Raw genomic sequence first — 18,480 nt, 5'->3', positions numbered from 1 at the left:
ATAGGATGATTGGCCGTAAAGATAAGATGTTATCATATTAAAAATAGGCATGATTTGAACTTGATCTGACAGGGCTTCTTCTAAGAAGCGGGTAACTGTCAGATCAAGTTGAAAGTTAGTAGATCTCTAATTACCTTAAGACAAAGAACCCTACAATATCTTTTTAGTAATCTACAGTTGTTATTATAAAGTCACCTTCAATTGTACCTTCACTATCCTGGTCAGTATAAGCAATCCAGGCTGCTGTCTCGCTGGCAGCTGCCAGCTTACTTTTCAATGCGAGTGCTTCCATCATATTGCGAGGCACATCGAAGTGCCATTGAGTACCCAGTGCCTGACATTCACTTTCTCCATTCGACCAGGTAGACTTCCTCGTAGTCAGTGACCACATAACAGGGTAATCGATAGCGCCATCATCTTTTAAGTCGTTTACATGCAGTTCTCCATTTAACCGCCTTTTACAAGCAAATGAATAAGAGCGATCACATTGACGGTCGTTAAAGCGCCCGTCGCTTCTGATAACAGCGCAGTCCTCTCCGTTACCATGATCATTGGGTTCTCCCTCTCCCCAAGACCATAGTCCTTTATTTTGAAATCTGCTGTCTGTAGCACTGACATCATAGTGTTCTACGGTGTTGATACCGTCATCCCAGTTGTCCAGGGAATCGTCATCGCCACTCTTCCAGTGCCTGTCCAGTCCACCCCATCCATCGAATATTACATCGAATGACTCATTATCATCCCCAATATTGCTGTCATTTTTTGTCCAAAAAAATACGAATCTCTTTTTCCCATTTACACCATCATGTTTACGGACTGTCTCCCGTGATAACTCTTGAGAGGGAAGTGAGGTTCGTTTATAGCTCGTGACTTCAACCCCATTGGGAAAGTCCTCTCTATAGTCTTGGGGTGTGTAAATGTATTCCAGGCCTATCTGATCTATAAGATGGTTTTTAAAAGTTACCTGGGCACCGGACGATACCGCATTTTCGATATGTACGATTACTGTACGGTTAGTGCCATATTGATCCTGCTTGTAAGCCCAATCCCTCAAATCTCCCAATACAGTAGAGATAGGAACGCGTTGAGGATCAAGCCAGAAATTACAGTAGAATGAGCCATGACAAAAATATTGTTCACCACTGAACTGATGCAGGTCCAGCTCAATAATTTCAGCACCAATATCAATTTGGTCTTTAACCCTGGCAGATTGTTCAGAGCCTACCCAGATAGCACCATAGGCATCAGAGTTATAACTGTTGTGTGTTGCAAGGACTTGTGTATAGCGAATTGGTGTTGAGTAAGTCAGGCGCCGTTGTAGCTCGAGTGCATATTTTGCGTGGTCATTGGTACCTTGTTCTGTCTCGTAATCGTAATAGAGGTTGAATTGAACCAACATTGAATAAGGATCGGTCTCTGCAAATAGAGGCGTACTCATCAACGTTATATAACTAAATAAAGCGATACAAATCTTCTTTAGCCCTTTCGAGAGTGACCATGAATAGTTTTTTTTCATTATTATTCCTACTGTTCGCCTGAGTTTGTTATTTTTTAAACAGATTTAATTGCGCTCTCTATTACGACTGCCGAGATAAAAGTAATCGCATGCAGCAATACTTGCGTCTCTAAACGTATGAAGTTTATTTCTACCCGTCTCCCTTGTGAGGTCGGATATCAGGAACTTCAATAATCTTCAAATGTTTCAAGTATAAACCCCTGAAGGGCAATAGAGTGCGAAAGCAATGATATCGAAAAGATATAACCTGTTAGCTACTTTAAATGTATTAACGAGAAGCACCTCACAAAGTTATAGTTTTATAATGCTTAAACCAAAAACTATTTACTATTATTTAAAGGTTAAACACTTTCTAGCTAATACCCTAATAGTCAGTCGGTGACGAAAGGGTAATCAAAAAACGAACTGCTCGTGGAAGTAGCGATAGATATCATATAAGTAAAATAGGATAATAAGGGTAGGGCTAGGGCTTTCTGGCTGATAATACCGAGAAATAGCCGAGTGCCTGGTATGATTGAGGATTTACAAATCCTGCTGTCTCAAGCATCCGATAAAGCGCTTTGGCTGAGTATAGTTGGGAGCCGTGGTTCATAAACAAATGAAAGCAGAACAAGCTTGGCGTTAAACGAGTATCATCGAAGAGCATATCGTGGATAAATACCTGCCCACCTTTTGGTAAAAGTGCGAAGGCTCTGTCGATTAAGATTTGGCATGTAGCATGCTGCCAATCGTGCAACACATTGCTAAAGCAAATGCCATCGAACCCCTCAGGCCATGGGTCTCTAAAGAAATCCCCCTTAACTATCTGGATTTGCTGGTTTTTCTTGAACTTATTTATATACATTGCTGCTATATCGCAAACCGGCGGCAGGTCGAAGAGCAGCGCATTGCGCTCAGGATAGGTATCGCAGAAGGCGAGAGCAACGGTTCCAGAGCCTCCACCGGCATCGAGTAAGGTTTGAGCGTTTTCAAAAATACCGCAGGAAGCAGCCTCAACTGCGGAGGCAAACCCCTGCGAATGCATCAGATGAGTAAAAGCTGCTGCCGAGTCATTGTCCATGTCATTTTTTTGCCACATGTCGGTTACAGAGCGACCTTTACATTCCAGCTCATATTCTCTTTGTAAGCTGGTGAGTATCTTTTTATCCAGGTGATTGATGTCATAGATTTGAAAAGGATCGAGTAAGACTTCCCCCCAATAGTAGTGACTACTTTTGGAGAGGTAGCATTTTCCCAGCTCTGTATTTTTCACTTGTTGTTTGTCGAAGCAGATATACCCCAAATGACTCAGAATCAGCAGAAAGAAGCCCATTCCTTTATTGCTGAGCTGCAATTCCTTACTGAGTGCTTCGCAGGAATCATAACCGCGTTCAATTAGCCCGGTGATATCCAACTTTGCAGAAACCATCAGGCAGGCAAAATTATAGTTTCCCATAAGACGGTCCCACATAGGACCGTCGGATGCGCTAGGGGGAGTTATGCTTTGAGTTCTACCGCTATTTCCCATCGCTCATTCTCCAAATAACCCGGGGAACTTTGTTGGTGCGTTCGATACGCTTAAGTCGCTCGGCTTTTTGTACTGTGAAGGACTGAGGGTACTGTCTGACAACAGAGGCGAGGTTGTGAATGTTGTTCAAAATATGCTCACAGATGCTGTTGGCACTTGCCGTGCCTGTGAACTGAACGACTATTGAATCGGCAGACTTTTTTGTTTGTGTGTCGCCGCTGAGAAGCAGTTGAACTTCTTCGACGCCTTCACATTCATAGGTGAGTTCTATGATCTTATTGAGGTCCAGAAGGGCGCTGCATAACCCGACATTGTCATCTGCTCTCCCCTGAATAGATAGGCCATTAGGGCGACCACAGGGACAAGTTGCTTTTTGGATTAGGTCACCTAACCGGTAACGCACTATCGGTACTGTCCACCCTGTACCTACACGGGTAAGCAGGGCGCCTTGATCGTCAGTTTCGATCAATTGGTCCGCTAAAAGGTGATATATGTTCAAATCACACTCAGGGGAATTGACAGCAATGCTATTGGTTTCTACCGATCCATAGTCGCACCACAGCCCAGCATCAGGGAAAGCCTTACGTATGACCTTCAACTTTGCTTTGGTCCAAGGTTCCCCCATCCAGATAATTGTCTTTATTGGGAGTTGGCTGCCTGAATCTAGTATACCTTCGGCAAAATCTGCCAGTCCTGTGGGTGCGCCAGCAAGTGAGTCCACATCGATGTTATGTAGAAGTTCCAGCCAATTCTCCACCTCACCTGATATAAAGGGGCCTGTAGGTGCAATGGTGCATTTGGAAGCCTCTGCCAGTGTTTGAATGAAGTAGTGTGCACCCCATAGCCGCCCAGGATTAAAGAGATTAAGAAGAACACTTTGAGAGCTGAGCGGGCGCCATTCCTTGAGCAATCTTTGAATTGCCTGGTGATAAGGTGTATAGGCCAGCTTCGGCTTTCCAGTTGTGCCGCCGCTAGACATGATAATGGCTCCGTGTTCCTGCGCGGCATTTTGGCTGATATGTTTCAGTTCAACGGGGCCACAAACGGGGATGTCATCGAGACATACGGCAGAAACAGGTATATCTGGTCCGCCGTAGAGTGAAAGACTGCGGGCGTGGGCGAGAATGGCATTCCAATCCAGGTGGCCGATGTTCATAGCGTTAAGGTAGCTCCCGTTCAATCCCGTCTTCCTGGGGTGGTGAGGTATCGGGTGGAACTGAGGAAATTGTAGTAACAGGGCGCCTAGGTAGAGAGTGGTCTGGCCAATTGGGAGTTATCCTCATCAGTACCGATGCATTTCAGCAGCAATAGATCACGCCAGCTTTTGCCAGGGACTCCACTTCATCTTGTGGGATACCCAGGTCACCAAGGATCTCTCGAGTGTTCTCTCCGTAAAGTGGTGCTTGCTGAAAAGGCACTGGAGGAGTGTCGGGAATAGAGAAGGGGGCGTTTATAAATTGTATTGAGTCACGGCTTGTACTGCGTGTATAAGGAATTGATACAGTCTTGTCGTTATCTTGGACATAGGGGTTGTTAAGCGCCTCGGCGATATCATAGACCGGGGCACAGGGGATTTTACCCTCCATTTGAGCGCACCATTCTTTTGTTGTTCTCTTCTGGAAGTGCTGGTCCAGAGCTTCTGTCAGCAGCTCTCTGTTTTGCATCCTGCTTTCATTGGTCAAAAAGCGGGCATCAGTTTGTAATAAATCGGAGCCTAGTTCGTGACAAAGCATTTCCCAGAATTTCTGGGTTAAGCAGGCCACGTAAAACCAACCATCTGCTGTCTTTACTAATTGGCAAGGTGCTTGGGATGCGTGGGCTGAGCGAGGTTGCTTCCCTGGGACTATCCCCTCGTTGAGAAACCATAACCCTTGGTAGCAGAGGCAATTTAGCGCAATATCGAATAAGTTAGTGTCAAAATCACCGCCTTTTCCTGTGACTTCGGTCCTCAGTAACCCTGAAACGGTACAGAGGGCTGAATAGACACTCCCCAGGAGATCCACTACTGACACGCCAACTTTGGTTGGGATCGATCCTGGTTCTCCAGTCACTGACATCCAACCAGTTTCTGCCTGCATAAGGAAATCATATCCTGGCCAGTGCTTTCTATTGTTGTCTCTGCCATACCCTGAGAGATGGGTACAAACTATTTTGGGGTTCGCCACTTTGAGGTCAGCATAGGTAACGCCTAACTCTTCGGGCAAAGAACCTCGAAAGTTGTCGATAACAGCATGTGAGTTATTCACAAGCTTCAAGAATACCTCCCTGCCAGTGGGATCCCTGATATCCAGGGCCAAGCTCTTCTTGTTGTGGAGCGTCGATTCACTTGTCTCATTGTCTTCGCGAGCTTCATCAAGATAGATAGATCCCATTTTTCTAAGTGGATTCCCACCTTGTTTGGGGTCTTCAATATTGACTACTTCTGCGCCCAGAAAAGCTAGTAAAGTGCCATGAAAGGACCCTGCGCCCCAGGTTTCGAATGAAAGAATACGCTTTCCGTGGAGAGGGAGCATCATGATATACCTGATTTGCGCAAACAAAATTAATGGCCAGCCAAGTTTTGCCACTTAGTTACAAGTGGGTATTAGTTTATAGATCACTGTGTAATTCTGATGTGGGAAAAGAGAGTACGAAGTTTGCATTGGTTATTAGGATCTATTGAAGTTACGGCGGACATTGAGTGTTTAATTATTCCTCTTAGGTTTGACTGACAAATAGTATCCCGATCCGAGAAATAGTTTTTACATAGTAGTAAGTCTAAGTATGCGCCACCAACGCACAACCGGGTATTGCAAACTAGACTCTTTGAGATCCAGTTAATGGCTTTTAAGGATGTGAATATGGATCGTTTTCATATCAGTAGGGTGGAGTTATATGCGATAGCCGATAAATGTGCGCCGCCAAAATGATATTGTTTTGCGTGACAACCCTGGACGCAATTTCGTATTCATTGACCGGGGTTGCCACAAAGAATCTTGATGCTGAGGTAAATGTTATGCCAGCATAAAATAGTTGGTCAAATGACATAAAACGGCAAGGGATCGCGGAGTGTCCTGATTTTCAGCCCTCCTCCTTGTGTTGCTCGGCATCAAAGTATGAATAATATAAGAGTATCGTTTTTGATTGTTGTTTATATCTGAAATTCAGAGTATTTAAACGGCGTGTATAAATCTAACGGCTTCGTTCTTACATTGTTGGTTTATGCCCGTTCATCACTTTGCTAACACCTTTCGCTACCCTGGCAGTAAATTGAGCCCTGGAAGTTAGGAGTAACTGCTATTTTTAAATTTATAGGAGTACAAATTTACTTTGAATCCATAGCTTTTCATTGCATAAGAACACCATTTGTCGATATCAAGATGGGAGCTTTGACAAATTGTTTTTTGTTCCGCTGTAAAGGACTTTTAGTCATATCGACAAATCAATGTATTGGATTCTGTGAGGGTCTTGAGTTGTGTAAAGCGACAAGGAGGTTACTATGCGCCTGCACTCAGCTGTCATTATTGGATCACTTATTTTTTCCATGGAGGCCATAGCTGCTGACTATGGCAGTTTAGAAAACCCGTGGGGGTTTCGTCCATATATTTCACTGAATGGTGGAGTTAATAGGCTGGAGGTTAAGCAGGATTATCGTACTGTGGGTGTATTTTATGACCCATATTTCTACTACGATTATTTTTACGAATATAGTTACTACAAAACCTCAAGTTCAGGAAGTGAGCCTTGGGGCAGCGTCGATATCGGGATCGACTTCAATGGCTACCCGTTTGAACTTCGCTTTAGCTATGGCAGAACAAATTTAGGGCGATCGATATCGGTAGAAAATATCGATTATATCGATGACGAAGTTACAGTTGTTGAGCGATACCAGGTCAATCAGAAACATCGCTTGGATGTATTTTCAATTACAGGAACTCTGGATTTATCTTGGTATTGCGACAGGTCCTGCATGTATTTGTTGTTGGGCTATAGTTTTGCGCAGCTGGACTGGTCATATACTATGGATGAATTTTACGCTGGTGGTAACTATTATGGGTCAAATGAATTCAGTAAAAGCTATTTCCATGTAGGTCTAGGTGCGCGATACAACTTTAATAATTCTTTCCGTATAAGTGCCGAATACATGCTGCATAATGTTGGTAAGGTGGGGGAGTATTATATAAATGACTTTGACCATATAGAATTTGATTTAAGGAACCTTAATGTGTTGCAAGTTGGTATATCCTTTATATTCTGATTTATACTTCTTGTTCATTTAAAATGAAAGTATGGGTTAAAGCCATACTTTCATGAATATGGGTGCTCAATCTCTCAAATAGTACTAATCGATAAGATCTAAGAGCTTCCTCTTATCAACTTTCCCGACTGCGGTAACCGGCAGACGAGATAACACTTTAAGCTGCTCAGGTAGCTTAAAGCTGGCCAGGCCCCTTTCGGTTAAGAAGTCGCGCAACGTTTGCAAGCTTGGCGCTTTATCCGTACATACGATAGTCGCTCCAACTTGCTCTCCCATCTCTTGGTCTGGCAAAGCAATGATAGCTGCTTGTTGGATGCTGGGGTGGGCGAGTAGATGCTCTTCAATTTCGTCACATGCAAATGTTTCCCCGCCCCGATTTACAACATCTTTGAGTCGTCCAGTAACTACAATATTGCCATTGTCCAGAATGCGTACACGATCCCCGCTGCAATAGAATCCATCTGGGGTAAAAGCGCGTCGGTTATGTTCTTCTGCACGGTAATAGCCTCTCAGTGTATAGGGGCCGCGAGTAAGCAGTTCTCCTTCTTCTCCGGCTTTCACTTCCTGCCCGTACTCATCAACCACTTTTAGAGTATCGAGGGAACTCATAGGTCTTCCTTGAGTATTGGTGATGGTTTCATTGTTATCTTCGCGATGGGTGTAACAAATCAACCCTTCGGCCATTCCGAATACCTGCTGTAGTGCACCGGGAAAAGCATCTATCGCAGCATAGGCGTCAGTTGGACTCAGTTTTGAGCCACCAACTTGAAGTAAGCGGAGAGAGCTTAAATCAGCATCTTCCCATTCTGTCGCTGCAGTCCAGACTTGAGCCAGTGCTGGGACCAGGGCTGTGGCGGTTACGCCGTAACGCTCTATCAGCTCAAAGCAGAAATCCGGACTTGCATCTTTGGTGAATATGACTTGCCCACCCATGGATAGCGTGCCCAGAATGCCGGGGCAACCCAGTGGAAAATTATGGGCGGCGGGGAGTACTGCCAAATAGATTTCATCTTTTCCTAAATTACAAGCAGCCGTAGCGCAGGTAATGTTGTAGCGATAGTCATTGTGGGTACGTGGAATAAGTTTCGGAAGTCCTGTAGTGCCACCGGAAACGAGGAATAGAGCTGGGGCGTTGGGGTCTACTGGAACAGGGGTGAAACCTTGGCATTCTCTTCTGGGCAGGGGGCGGAATGTGTCATTTTCATCAGAGCTGTATATGCCTCGCAAGGTCGGAGATTGCGAAGCAATTTGTTCTATCATGCTGTGTCGACTTCCATCACTTTCCGCTCCTGAAGTGATATAGACACTGGCACCCGAGACCTGTGCAAAATGGCATATTTCATTTTGGCGATGTGCTGGCAAAGCTAATACAGGAACCATTCCCGCTCGAAATAAACCGAGTAGGGCTGTGATGAAACTGACTTTATTGCTCCACTGGAGTATTGCCCGCTCCCCAACTTTGTAGCCTTGTTCCACCAGGCCTGCAGCAATGCTATCGGCCTCATTAACCAATTCAGCATAAGTTAATTGATCCGATAGGTCCCGAACTGCGCATTGATTGGGAAAGTTTTTCGCATTACGTGTGATCAGCTCCCAAATAGGTTGGTTATCCCAAATTCCTTGTTGCTGATAGAAATCCTCTAGTTCCTTTGGGTGAGGCGTGTAACCATTAAGTAAATTATTTTCCATGCTGGTCTCCTGAAATGTTTGGGTGGAGCAGGGGAGTGTTTTTTTGAATCTTCTTCAGATTTCTAAATTAAGAATTAACAGTTAGTATTCACGGCTTCAAATTTCTTATTGAGATAAATCTATGTCCGGCGCTTGGCTACAAATCCCTCGCCCTCAACCTAAAGCGGCTATCCGACTTTTGTGTTTGCCTCATGCTGGTGGTACAGCATCACTTTACCGGCCCTGGGCGAAATTATTGCCAGATTCCATAGAATTGGTTCTCGTATGTTTACCGGGTAGGGAGCAACGCTGTAATGAAGCTATGCCCGCAGATATGCAAACTTTAATTGCTTTGTTAAGTAGGGCTATCAAACCTGTCATCGATAAACCCTGGGCAGTATTTGGGCACAGTATGGGAGCTACAGTTGCTCATGAATTGGCTCTCTCCTTGTATCGCGAAAAATTGCACGGTCCTGAACACATATTTGTCTCTGCGCGTGAAGCGCCACAATTTCAAAAGAGTGGAAACATACACCAGTTAAGTGATGAATCTCTGTGCCAACAACTCATTGAGCTTGGCGGCACCTCTCCTGAATTATTGGAAATTCCTGAGTTAAGGGCTCTACTACTTCCTGCTATACGCCAGGATTATCGATTGATCGAAACCAGCAATATGTCCTCGGACCAACTTCTAGATTGCCCCATCACCGCGATGCTAGGACGGGATGATCCTGAGTTGAGTACCGTTGAAGCTCAGGGTTGGCAGCAGTGGACCAATGGTGAGTTCCAATTGAATGAATACGCAGGTAACCATTTTTATCTGTCAGATTGCCCCGATCTGGTGGTTGGCCATATTGTTCAGAAGCTCCGCTTGGCCTAACTGTATGTGAAGTTATGTTGGCCGTATAAAATATTTCTGTTTCTTGTAACGCTATCGAAATTAATTGTTGGGAGAATAGGGCTGTTGAGCGGCTCTATATTCTCCATCGTTCAATAGATAGCGGATCTCTACTTCGATTAATCCGGGATCGTTATTTTTAATGATGTTCGAATTATTTCTCTTTAGTAACAAGTAGCACACTCTCTCTCCACCCTGACGCCCAAATCCAAAACAAACATCCCGTTGATTTCGATAATGATATGTTATAACGTTTCATTATTGATGGGAAGATGAACTGCTTAGGTGATGGAGTTTCTATGCAAGCAACGAAGCTACCAATGGAGTGTGAAAATCTGAATGAGATCCGCCAAGGTATCGATTCCATTGATCGCGAGATCATCAGGCTGTTGCAGCGGCGTATGGGGTATGTTTTGTCAGCAGCCCAGTTCAAGCCGGATGAAACGAGTATTCCTGCTCCAGACCGGGTTGCGGATATGTTGATTGACCGCCGTCGTTGGGCTGAGAAAGAACAACTTTCCGCAGATTATATAGAGCAGCTTTTTACCGGGATTATTCACTGGTTTATCAATCAACAAAAGCTGCATTGGCGCGCTGAGCGCGGCTTGCCCGTTGAGGAAGGTGTATGACGGGCCGCTCTAAATATGCTGGCCTGGAAGCCTGTTTGCAGGAAGCCAAGTCCAGGGTAAGCCGGGGGCAGCCAGAGGTTCTGGCATCGTTTTCAACTCCATGTCATAGACGCAACCCAATAGGGTTGTTTGCCACCGGCTATCAGCATGAAAGGTTCGCGTCTCTGTGGGGTGTGCCCTCTAGAGATGAATATGCTGTGACCTTTGGCTCTGCCTGTGAATTTAGTTGTGCCCCAGGGGAATCTTGGTCTGAAATCCAAGCCAATTGGCAAAAATTACTGTCCTCCGCTGTGGTAAGCGGGGGGCATCGGCCGGTTTTGTGTGGTGGGTTTGCTTTTGATAGCCAAAAAGATTCCTCATCCTTGTGGCAAGACTTTCCCGCAGGGGCGCTTACGTTGCCCGAGTTGGCCCTTTACTGTGAAGGGGGTCGCAGTTATCTGGTAATGAATTTTATCGTTACCGATCAAACAGAATGCAATCAGACTGCGGAGCGGATGAAGGCGCGGTGGCAGCATATTTTGTCTCGTAGCTCCGACCTTTCTGCGAATGACAATGTGTTTTCGGTGGAGTCTGATTTTAGCCAAAATTATGCAGGCCAAATAGCTTGGCAGCAGCGTGTAGTTGGTGCGGTCGAATCAATCAAGCGCAACGAGTTTCAAAAAGTAGTTCTCGCTCGTTCTGAATCACTGAGCGCGGATTGCTGCCCGGGAAGTATTCTCGGATATTTACAAGAATCTTACCCCGATGCCTATTTATTTGCCTTTTCCCGCGGAAAAAGTTGCTTTCTTGGGGCTTCGCCTGAGCGCTTAGCGGCTGGTAAAGACGGGCGTATTAGCACAGTGGCTTTGGCCGGTAGCGCACCTCGGGGAAAAGACCTGGCAACTGATTACAAATTGGGGATATCTCTGCTTGACAGCGAGAAGGACCGATTTGAACACGACCTGGTTGTCCAACATCTCCTTTCTATTTTGCGCAAATACTGCCACAGCGTAGCGGAACCTGAACCGCCCCAACTCTGTAAATTAAAGCAAATTCAGCATTTGCTGACGCCTCTAGAGGGCTTGGTGAAAGATGGTGTAAATCTGTTGGATATCTTATCGGATTTACACCCAAGTGCTGCGGTGGGAGGCCTGCCGAGGAAAAAAGCACTGAAGTATATCCGTGAAAATGAAGGCCTGGATCGCGGTTGGTATGCCGGACCTGTTGGTTGGCTCAATGCCGAGGGGGAAGGGGAGTTTGCTGTTGCGCTGCGCTCTGCACTTATTACTCCGGGCAAGGTAACACTATTTGCCGGTTGTGGCCTGGTTGAGGCTTCCCTTCCTGCCCACGAGTATCGTGAAAGTTGTATCAAAATGCGTGTTATCCGAGACGCAATAAGGAGCGTATCTCTTGTCGCCGAAGCCGCAGAATAAATCAGAGCCAATCAGTCCGGCCAGTTTGTTAAAGGATTTAGTTTGTCAGGCTATTGATGCCGATATTAATGGCATTCATCCGCAGGCTGACTTAATTGCACTGGGGCTTAACTCAGTACAAATCATGAAGATAGCTGGTCAATTAAGGCAGAAAAAGATCAAAGTAAAATTTGCTGATCTTATTGCAGTGCCTCAATTGGAAGCCTGGCTTTCTCTACCTCAGTTGGCTACTGGAACTGAAGAAAGTACCAGTGAACATTTATCTGTGCCGGGAGCCTTTGATGAAGGCACTCCCTTTGATTTGGCACCGATGCAACATGCCTATTGGATTGGACGAGACCCGAACCAATATTTAGGGGGCGTTGCCGCACATTTTTATCATGAGTTTGATGGCCAGGAAGTAGTACCTGATCGATTGGAACAGGCTGTGCGCTCCCTGTTCGAGCGACATGGGATGCTGCGTGTTCAAATCCTCGATGATGGTCGACAGCAGATTCCCGCAGAAGTGAGCTGGCCCGGTTTAAAGGTTCATGATTTCAGGCATCAGGTTGCCGCAGAAGCGGAGCAGAGTCTTATCGCTGTTAGGGAGCAACTCTCCCATCGGAAGCTGGATATATCGCAGGGCGAGGTTTTTGATGTACAGCTCTCATTGTTACCTGCGGAATTAAAAGCTGGCGGCACACGCCTACATATTAATCTGGATATGGTAGCTGCAGATGCCTTTAGTCTGCGCGTGTTACTGAATGACTTGGCCAAGCTCTACCTGGAACCAGAACAGTCTCTGGTTCCGCTTAATTACAGTTATCCGCGCTACCAGGCTGACCGCAGCGCTCTTCACTCAAAGGAAGAGCGCCGAGCTGAGAAGCAGCAGGCCAAAGAACACTGGCAGGATCGCCTGGCAGATTTGACTGGTGCTCCTCAATTACCCACTGCAATAGGTATTGAGTCTAAAGACACTCGTCGCGTTGTTCGTCGCCACTATAGTCTGTCTGCTGATCGGAAAAACCAGCTAGCGGAATTTGCGAGTCGTCACGGTATTACTTTATCCATGACCTTGGCAGCGGCGCTTGCGGAAGTGCTTACGGCCTATAGCGAAGAGTCAGATTTCCTGCTGAATCTCCCCCTGTTCGACCGGGAATCCCTGCACCGGGATGTCAACTCTCTGGTAGGAGACTTTACTTCTTCGATCTTGCTTGCCTGGCAGGGCAGCCAGAGTGGAACCTTTGTTGAGCGTGCACAGCGTTTACAACACAACTTCCGTCAGGATGTAGCGCACGGGAGTTATTCCGGCGTAGAGGTGCTGCGTGACCTCAGCAGGCAACAGGGACAAACGGTGTTTGCGCCGGTTGTTTTTACCAGTGCGCTTGGGTTGGGAGAATTATTTGGCGAGTCAGTTCGGAGTGCCTTTGGAGATGTCAATTGGATTATCTCCCAAGGGCCACAAGTGTGGCTGGACGTACAGGTTATGGAACTCAAAGGTGGCCTGTCCGTAAACTGGGATGCGCGGGAAGCTGCTTTTGCTCCCGGCGTCCTGGATGGCATGTTTGCCGCCTTTACGCAGTTACTGGAATGCCTGATCGGCAGCCCGGAATTCTGGGCCCAGCCGATACCATCGCTGCTGCCAGCGGAACAAAAGCAGCAGCGCCAGCAGGTAAATTCCACAGCCAAGCCATACCAGCCTCACCAATTACACGAACATTTTTTTAGCAATGCCAAAAACTGCCCAGAAGCAGTGGCTCTCTATTGGAGCGGTGATCAAATCCGTTACGGGGAGTTGGCCCACAGTGCTTTGGCGATGGCCGCGTATTTACAGCTTCAAGGCGTTGAGCCCGGTGATTTGGTCGGTATTTTATTACCCAAGGGACCGGAGCAGATTATTGCAGCCTTGGGCGTATTAGCGGCAGGAGCGGCATATCTGCCGCTGGGTATAGACCAGCCACCGCTACGTAGAGAGCGCGTGATAAAGCTTGCTGGAGCCAAGCTGGTTATAGATAACTTGTCTGTGCTCTCCGGTGTCGCGCCTTTATCCAAGCCTGTCGTGGGAGAGGCCAAAGGTCTCGCCTATACCATTTTCACCTCCGGCTCTACCGGTGAACCCAAGGGCGTAGAAATTAGTCACGGGAGTGCCTGGAACACAATAGCGGACATTAACACGCGCTTTTCGGTTAACGAAAATGATCGAGTGCTCGCCGTATCAGCATTGGATTTCGACCTTTCCGTTTACGATATTTTTGGGCTCTTGTCCGCCGGCGGTGCATTGGTATTGGTTGAAGAGGAATCCCGGCGGGATGCTGAGCGCTGGCATCAGCTGGTGTGCCAGCATGGCGTTACTGTGTGGAATACGGTGCCGGCGCTTTTGGATATGCTGCTGACCACGGGTGGTAATACCCCAGCTGGGGAGCTGCGCCTGGTATTAAATTCTGGCGACTGGATCAGCCTTGACCTGCCGGAACGATTAAAGCGCGTAAACCCAGGTTGCCGCTTTATCGCTTTGGGCGGGGCCACCGAAGCTTCTATTTGGTCGAACAATTTTGAAGTCAAAGAAGTTGATTCCTCTTGGCGATCTATTCCCTATGGTTACCCTTTGGCCAACCAGCAATTCAGAGTGGTGGATGCCCAGGGGCGTGATTGCCCTGACTGGGTGACAGGGGAGTTATGGATCGGTGGTGCTGGCGTTGCTTTGGGGTATCGCGGTGCTCCCGATATCACCGCAGCCCGTTTTGTGACAGACGAAGGCGAGCGCTGGTACCGCACCGGAGACTTGGGCCGCTATTGGCCGAACGGGTGCCTGGAGTTTTTGGGCCGCGCCGATAATCAGGTCAAGGTGCGCGGACACCGCATTGAACTCGGCGAGATTGAAGCGGCACTGACTGCGCACAAAGGGATTGCGCAAGCGGTCGCACTGCTGACTCAGCGAGGTGTGGTTGCGGTTGTCGTTCTGGAATCCAAATTATCGCAAGGGAATATAAATCCAGAAAAGTGCTTTGTTGATTTGCAGCAGTTGCAGGAACCTTTGAACGATTTGCGGGAGTTCCTGAGTCAACGATTGACCAGCGCCATGTTGCCCAGTGAGCTTTGGTGTCTCACTGAAATACCGCTTACCGCCAATGGCAAAGTTGATCGCGGCGGTTTACAGCAGTTTGCCGATGAATCCCTGTCGCAGTACCAGACAAAGCAGAACCCACCGCAAGGTAAATTAGAGCAGCAGGTGGCTGCCGCCTGGTGCAAATTCCTCGATGTTAATGATATAGCCCGGGACGATAACTTCTTCGCACTTGGAGGTGACTCCCTGTTAGCAACCCGTGTTGTGCGAGATCTGCGCGAGTCTGGCTTTGAAGGTGTCACACTGTCGGAATTATTTAGCCAGCCCAGCTTGGCCGACTTTGCTGCGACATTAGTTCAAGATCCAACTGAGAACCCACAGCGAAATAAAGACACTACCGAAATTACTGTTACACCCTGGCAATCGGATAAGGCCAATCGGTACGCCGCTTTTGAACCTACCGATGTCCAGCGGGCCTATTGGCTGGGAAGGGACCCGGAATTTGTTTTGGGTGGTATCGGTTGTCATTTTTATCGCGAATACGACGTTGTTGATCTCGATCTGGAGCGTTTGGAGTCTGCACTAAATGCGATGATTGCCCGCCATGAAATGCTGCGGGCTGTATTCGACAGTGAAGGTCGTCAGCGCATCCTTGCCGATGTGCCGAGATTTTCCATTGATGTTACAGAGGTAGACCGCGATCCAGCTTCTGCTTTTGCTCAACTGCGACAGGAGTGCGCTGAGCAGGTGTTTGAGCCCAGCCGGTGGCCACTGTTTGATGTCCGTGCTGTGCGCTGTGGGCGCAATACCCGATTGGCTATCGGTTTGGACAATTTGATTCTCGATGCCTTCAGTATTCTGCTGTTTTATCGTGAGCTAAATATCCTCTGTCAGAGCCCTGAAACTCATCTACCTTCTATCGAACTCTCTTTCCGCGACTATGTGCGCAATGTACTGCCGCAAACTACCGCCGTATTTGATAGTGATCTTGCCGAAGGTCCCCTGGCTGCCGCAAAAACATTTTGGCAGCACAAATTATCGGAGCTGCCTCCCGCGCCCCAGCTGCCTATTGTGCGGGAGCCGGCATCCATTGAACGGCCGCATTTCGTGCGTCATCAACAGCATATCGACAAGAGTACCTGGCAAAGCCTGGTTGCACGTGCTGCTGAACAGGGAATCACTCCATCAAGTCTGCTTCTAACCGCTTTTGCCGAGGTGCTGAGCCGCTGGAGCAGTCGCCCTGACCTGAGCTTGAACCTTACCCTGTTTGATCGCCGTGAAGTTCACCCGGATATCTATCGAGTGATGGGGGATTTCACCTCCTTGACCCTGGTGGGTTACCGGCCAGAGGCCGGTGACAGCTGGTTGGTGAGAGCGAAAAAAATACAAGGGGAAGTTGGCGCGGCCCTGGAACATCGCGATATTTCCAGTGTTAGCTTGATGCGGGAATTAGCCCGCCGACAGAGCGACGCGGAAGCCACAATGCCCGTGGTCTTCACCAGTGCACTGGGTATTCCCGGTGGCACAGCGGCACCGGAGGATGGGCCTCTGCGGGAACCCATCTGGGCCCTGACACAAACGCCGCAAGTCTGGTTGGATCACCAGGTGGTCGAAGTCGAGGGAGGCGTTTTCTTAAATTGGGATGTGGTCGAAGCGCTTTTCCCTGAGGGGATGTGCGCGGAAATGTTCCAGGCCTATATCGGCTTACTCCAATGGGCGGGTGACGCTGAATGGGATTCCACACCGCCTGATTTATTACCCAAGGCCCAACGGGAACTGAGAACCCAGCTTGAAAAGCGTACCGCAATTGACCCAACGGATAATTTGTCGCAGCGATTTTTCCAGCGGGCAAAAGCAAATCCCGACAATATCGCCTTATATTGGGGAGACGATAATTCTCTGAGTTATGGCGTTCTGGCAGAACGTGCTTTGCGCATCGCTGCCTGGTTATTGGAAAGCCAGGTTTCACCTGCCGAGGTGGTGGCCGTTAACCTGCCGAAAGGACCCGACCAGATTGCCGCTGTTTTGGGCGTACTCGCAGCGGGAGCCACTTATTTACCTGTCGGTATCGATCAACCGCAGGCGAGGCGTGAGTCAATGTTGCGCCGTGCCGATGTAAAAGTGGTACTCGACCAAAGTGCAATTCAACAGGCCGAACAGTTCGCTCCTATAGATGAGCCTATTGCAACAGAAGCTGAGCAACTGGCTTATATCATTTTCACTTCCGGCTCCACAGGTGAACCCAAGGGCGTCGAGATCAGTCATGGTGCCGCCTGGAATACCATTGCGGATATCAACGAACGTTTCTCTGTTGATGGAAATGATCGTGTGCTGGCCATTTCAGCCCTGGATTTTGACCTCTCTGTTTACGATATTTTCGGACTGCTATCGGTCGGTGGTGCGCTGGTATTGATTGATGAAGAGGACCGGCGGGATGCCGAGTGCTGGCATCAACGGGTATGTCACTACGGCATCACCATCTGGAATACGGTACCGGCGCTACTGGATATGTTACTCACTGTCGGTGCAGGTACACCGCCTGGCAAATTGCGTTTGGTATTAAATTCCGGCGATTGGATTGGCCTGGATTTACCCCAGCGCTTAAAACAAGTACAGCCCGAATGCCGTTTTATCGCACTGGGTGGCGCCACGGAAGCTTCTATTTGGTCCAACAGTTTTGAAGTTATAGACGTTGCCCCAAGCTGGCACTCGATCCCGTACGGATACCCCCTGGCTAACCAGAAATTCAGGGTGGTGGATGCCCAGGGGCGCGACTGCCCTGACTGGACAACGGGTGAGCTGTGGATCGGTGGTGATGGTGTCGCCATGGGCTATCGCGCGGCTCCCGAGTTGACCGAAGCGCGCTTTGTTACGGTCGATGGTGAGCGCTGGTATCGCACAGGGGATCTTGGACGCTACTGGCCGAATGGATGCTTGGAATTTTTGGGGCGCGCCGATAGCCAGGTGAAGGTCCGTGGCCATCGCATAGAGCTGGGTGAAATCGAAACCGTATTTAATCGTCAGATGTTTGTGCAGCGCGCGCTGGTGCTAACCACAGAAGAACAACAGCTGGTCGCTGCCGTTGTGCTCGCACCCGAATGCCCACCAACTTTTAGTACTGATGACTTGCGCGAGTACCTTCGCCACCATCTTCCGTCTTATATGGTCCCGGATTTCATTGTGACCTTGCCGGAAATGCCCTTGAGTGCAAACGGCAAATTGGATCGGGCTTCAGTATTAAAGCTCGTGCATGCGGTGGAAAAACCGCAACAGGAAAAAGCGGCTGAGCTGGCAACAGATAACGAGCGCCTGGTCGCACTGATCTGGCAGGAACTTCTTAACCTGCCAGCGATAAACCGCGATCAAAATTTCTTTGAATTGGGTGGCGATAGTTTATTGGCCACCCGGTTTATCGACCGCTTAAAACAGCAACACCGCTTGCTGCTTCCCCTCAGACGTTTATTCGCCTCTCCGAGACTGGCAGATGTTGCCGGTGCCCTAAGTGCAATGAAACCGCTAGTGGATGTTGATCCCGATACGGTGGAAGAGGGTGTGATATGAGCTTGTTGG

At 48.1% G+C, this 18,480-nt stretch carries 10 protein-coding genes; 5 read left to right on the top strand and 5 right to left on the bottom strand.

Annotated features, from left to right (window positions below):
• Window positions 1–163: 163 nt before the first annotated feature.
• From ACJJIZ_RS14440 to ACJJIZ_RS14425, 4 genes are all read right to left on the bottom strand, one after another.
• On the bottom strand, window positions 164–1,516 hold the full coding sequence (locus tag ACJJIZ_RS14440) for a lectin-like protein (RefSeq protein ID WP_444897410.1): 1,353 nt from the start codon (window positions 1,514–1,516) through the stop codon (window positions 164–166).
• A gap of 463 nt (window positions 1,517–1,979) precedes the next feature.
• Window positions 1,980–2,951 (bottom strand): methyltransferase, encoded by a 972-nt coding sequence (locus tag ACJJIZ_RS14435; protein WP_444913893.1) that lies wholly within the window; start codon window positions 2,949–2,951, stop codon window positions 1,980–1,982.
• Window positions 2,952–3,012: 61 nt separating this feature from the next.
• Window positions 3,013–4,203 (bottom strand): AMP-binding protein, encoded by a 1,191-nt coding sequence (locus tag ACJJIZ_RS14430; protein WP_444913892.1) that lies wholly within the window; start codon window positions 4,201–4,203, stop codon window positions 3,013–3,015.
• 118 nt (window positions 4,204–4,321) lie between these two features.
• Window positions 4,322–5,539, bottom strand: a complete 1,218-nt coding sequence (locus ACJJIZ_RS14425) for a CaiB/BaiF CoA transferase family protein (RefSeq protein WP_444913891.1) — start codon at window positions 5,537–5,539, stop codon at window positions 4,322–4,324.
• 962 nt (window positions 5,540–6,501) lie between these two features.
• Here ACJJIZ_RS14425 and ACJJIZ_RS14420 point away from each other — a divergent pair.
• Complete coding sequence (locus ACJJIZ_RS14420) at window positions 6,502–7,260, top strand: putative outer membrane beta-barrel protein (protein WP_444897406.1); 759 nt, start codon at window positions 6,502–6,504, stop codon at window positions 7,258–7,260.
• 84 nt (window positions 7,261–7,344) lie between these two features.
• On the opposite strand, the gene ACJJIZ_RS14415 is transcribed toward ACJJIZ_RS14420, so the two are convergent.
• The gene (locus tag ACJJIZ_RS14415) at window positions 7,345–8,949 is read right to left on the bottom strand and encodes a (2,3-dihydroxybenzoyl)adenylate synthase (RefSeq protein WP_444913890.1); all 1,605 of its coding nucleotides are present in this window, start codon (window positions 8,947–8,949) and stop codon (window positions 7,345–7,347) included.
• A gap of 121 nt (window positions 8,950–9,070) precedes the next feature.
• Here ACJJIZ_RS14415 and ACJJIZ_RS14410 point away from each other — a divergent pair, with 121 nt between their 5' ends.
• From ACJJIZ_RS14410 to ACJJIZ_RS14395, 4 genes are all read left to right on the top strand, one after another.
• The gene (locus ACJJIZ_RS14410; protein WP_444913889.1) at window positions 9,071–9,808 is read left to right on the top strand and encodes a thioesterase II family protein; all 738 of its coding nucleotides are present in this window, start codon (window positions 9,071–9,073) and stop codon (window positions 9,806–9,808) included.
• A gap of 317 nt (window positions 9,809–10,125) precedes the next feature.
• Window positions 10,126–10,455 carry an isochorismate lyase gene (locus ACJJIZ_RS14405; RefSeq protein WP_020415350.1) on the top strand — a complete coding sequence of 110 codons (330 nt, stop codon included), beginning with the start codon at window positions 10,126–10,128 and terminating at the stop codon, window positions 10,453–10,455.
• Window positions 10,452–11,867 (top strand): isochorismate synthase, encoded by a 1,416-nt coding sequence (locus ACJJIZ_RS14400; protein ID WP_444913888.1) that lies wholly within the window; start codon window positions 10,452–10,454, stop codon window positions 11,865–11,867. Before ACJJIZ_RS14405 ends, ACJJIZ_RS14400 begins: the two co-directional genes overlap by 4 nt.
• On the top strand, window positions 11,845–18,471 hold the full coding sequence (locus tag ACJJIZ_RS14395) for a non-ribosomal peptide synthetase (protein ID WP_444913887.1): 6,627 nt from the start codon (window positions 11,845–11,847) through the stop codon (window positions 18,469–18,471). The genes ACJJIZ_RS14400 and ACJJIZ_RS14395 overlap by 23 nt, the downstream gene beginning before the upstream one ends.
• Window positions 18,472–18,480 lie beyond the last annotated feature (9 nt).

Source organism: Microbulbifer maximicatervae (SeqCode) (assembly GCF_052467225.1).
Note: the sequence above shows the minus strand (reverse complement) of the source record. Positions and strands in the feature narration are given on the sequence as shown.

Excerpts from the sequence above, each read along its gene's own strand:
- ACJJIZ_RS14440 (WP_444897410.1), bottom strand. The coding sequence starts at position 1,516 with ATGAAAAAAAACTATTCATGGTCACTCTCGAAAGGGCTAAAGAAGATT.
- ACJJIZ_RS14435 (WP_444913893.1), bottom strand. The coding sequence starts at position 2,951 with ATGGGAAACTATAATTTTGCCTGCCTGATGGTTTCTGCAAAGTTGGAT.
- ACJJIZ_RS14425 (WP_444913891.1), bottom strand. The coding sequence starts at position 5,539 with ATGATGCTCCCTCTCCACGGAAAGCGTATTCTTTCATTCGAAACCTGG.
- ACJJIZ_RS14420 (WP_444897406.1), top strand. The coding sequence starts at position 6,502 with ATGCGCCTGCACTCAGCTGTCATTATTGGATCACTTATTTTTTCCATG.
- ACJJIZ_RS14415 (WP_444913890.1), bottom strand. The coding sequence starts at position 8,949 with ATGGAAAATAATTTACTTAATGGTTACACGCCTCACCCAAAGGAACTA.
- ACJJIZ_RS14410 (WP_444913889.1), top strand. The coding sequence starts at position 9,071 with ATGTCCGGCGCTTGGCTACAAATCCCTCGCCCTCAACCTAAAGCGGCT.
- ACJJIZ_RS14405 (WP_020415350.1), top strand. The coding sequence starts at position 10,126 with ATGCAAGCAACGAAGCTACCAATGGAGTGTGAAAATCTGAATGAGATC.
- ACJJIZ_RS14400 (WP_444913888.1), top strand. The coding sequence starts at position 10,452 with ATGACGGGCCGCTCTAAATATGCTGGCCTGGAAGCCTGTTTGCAGGAA.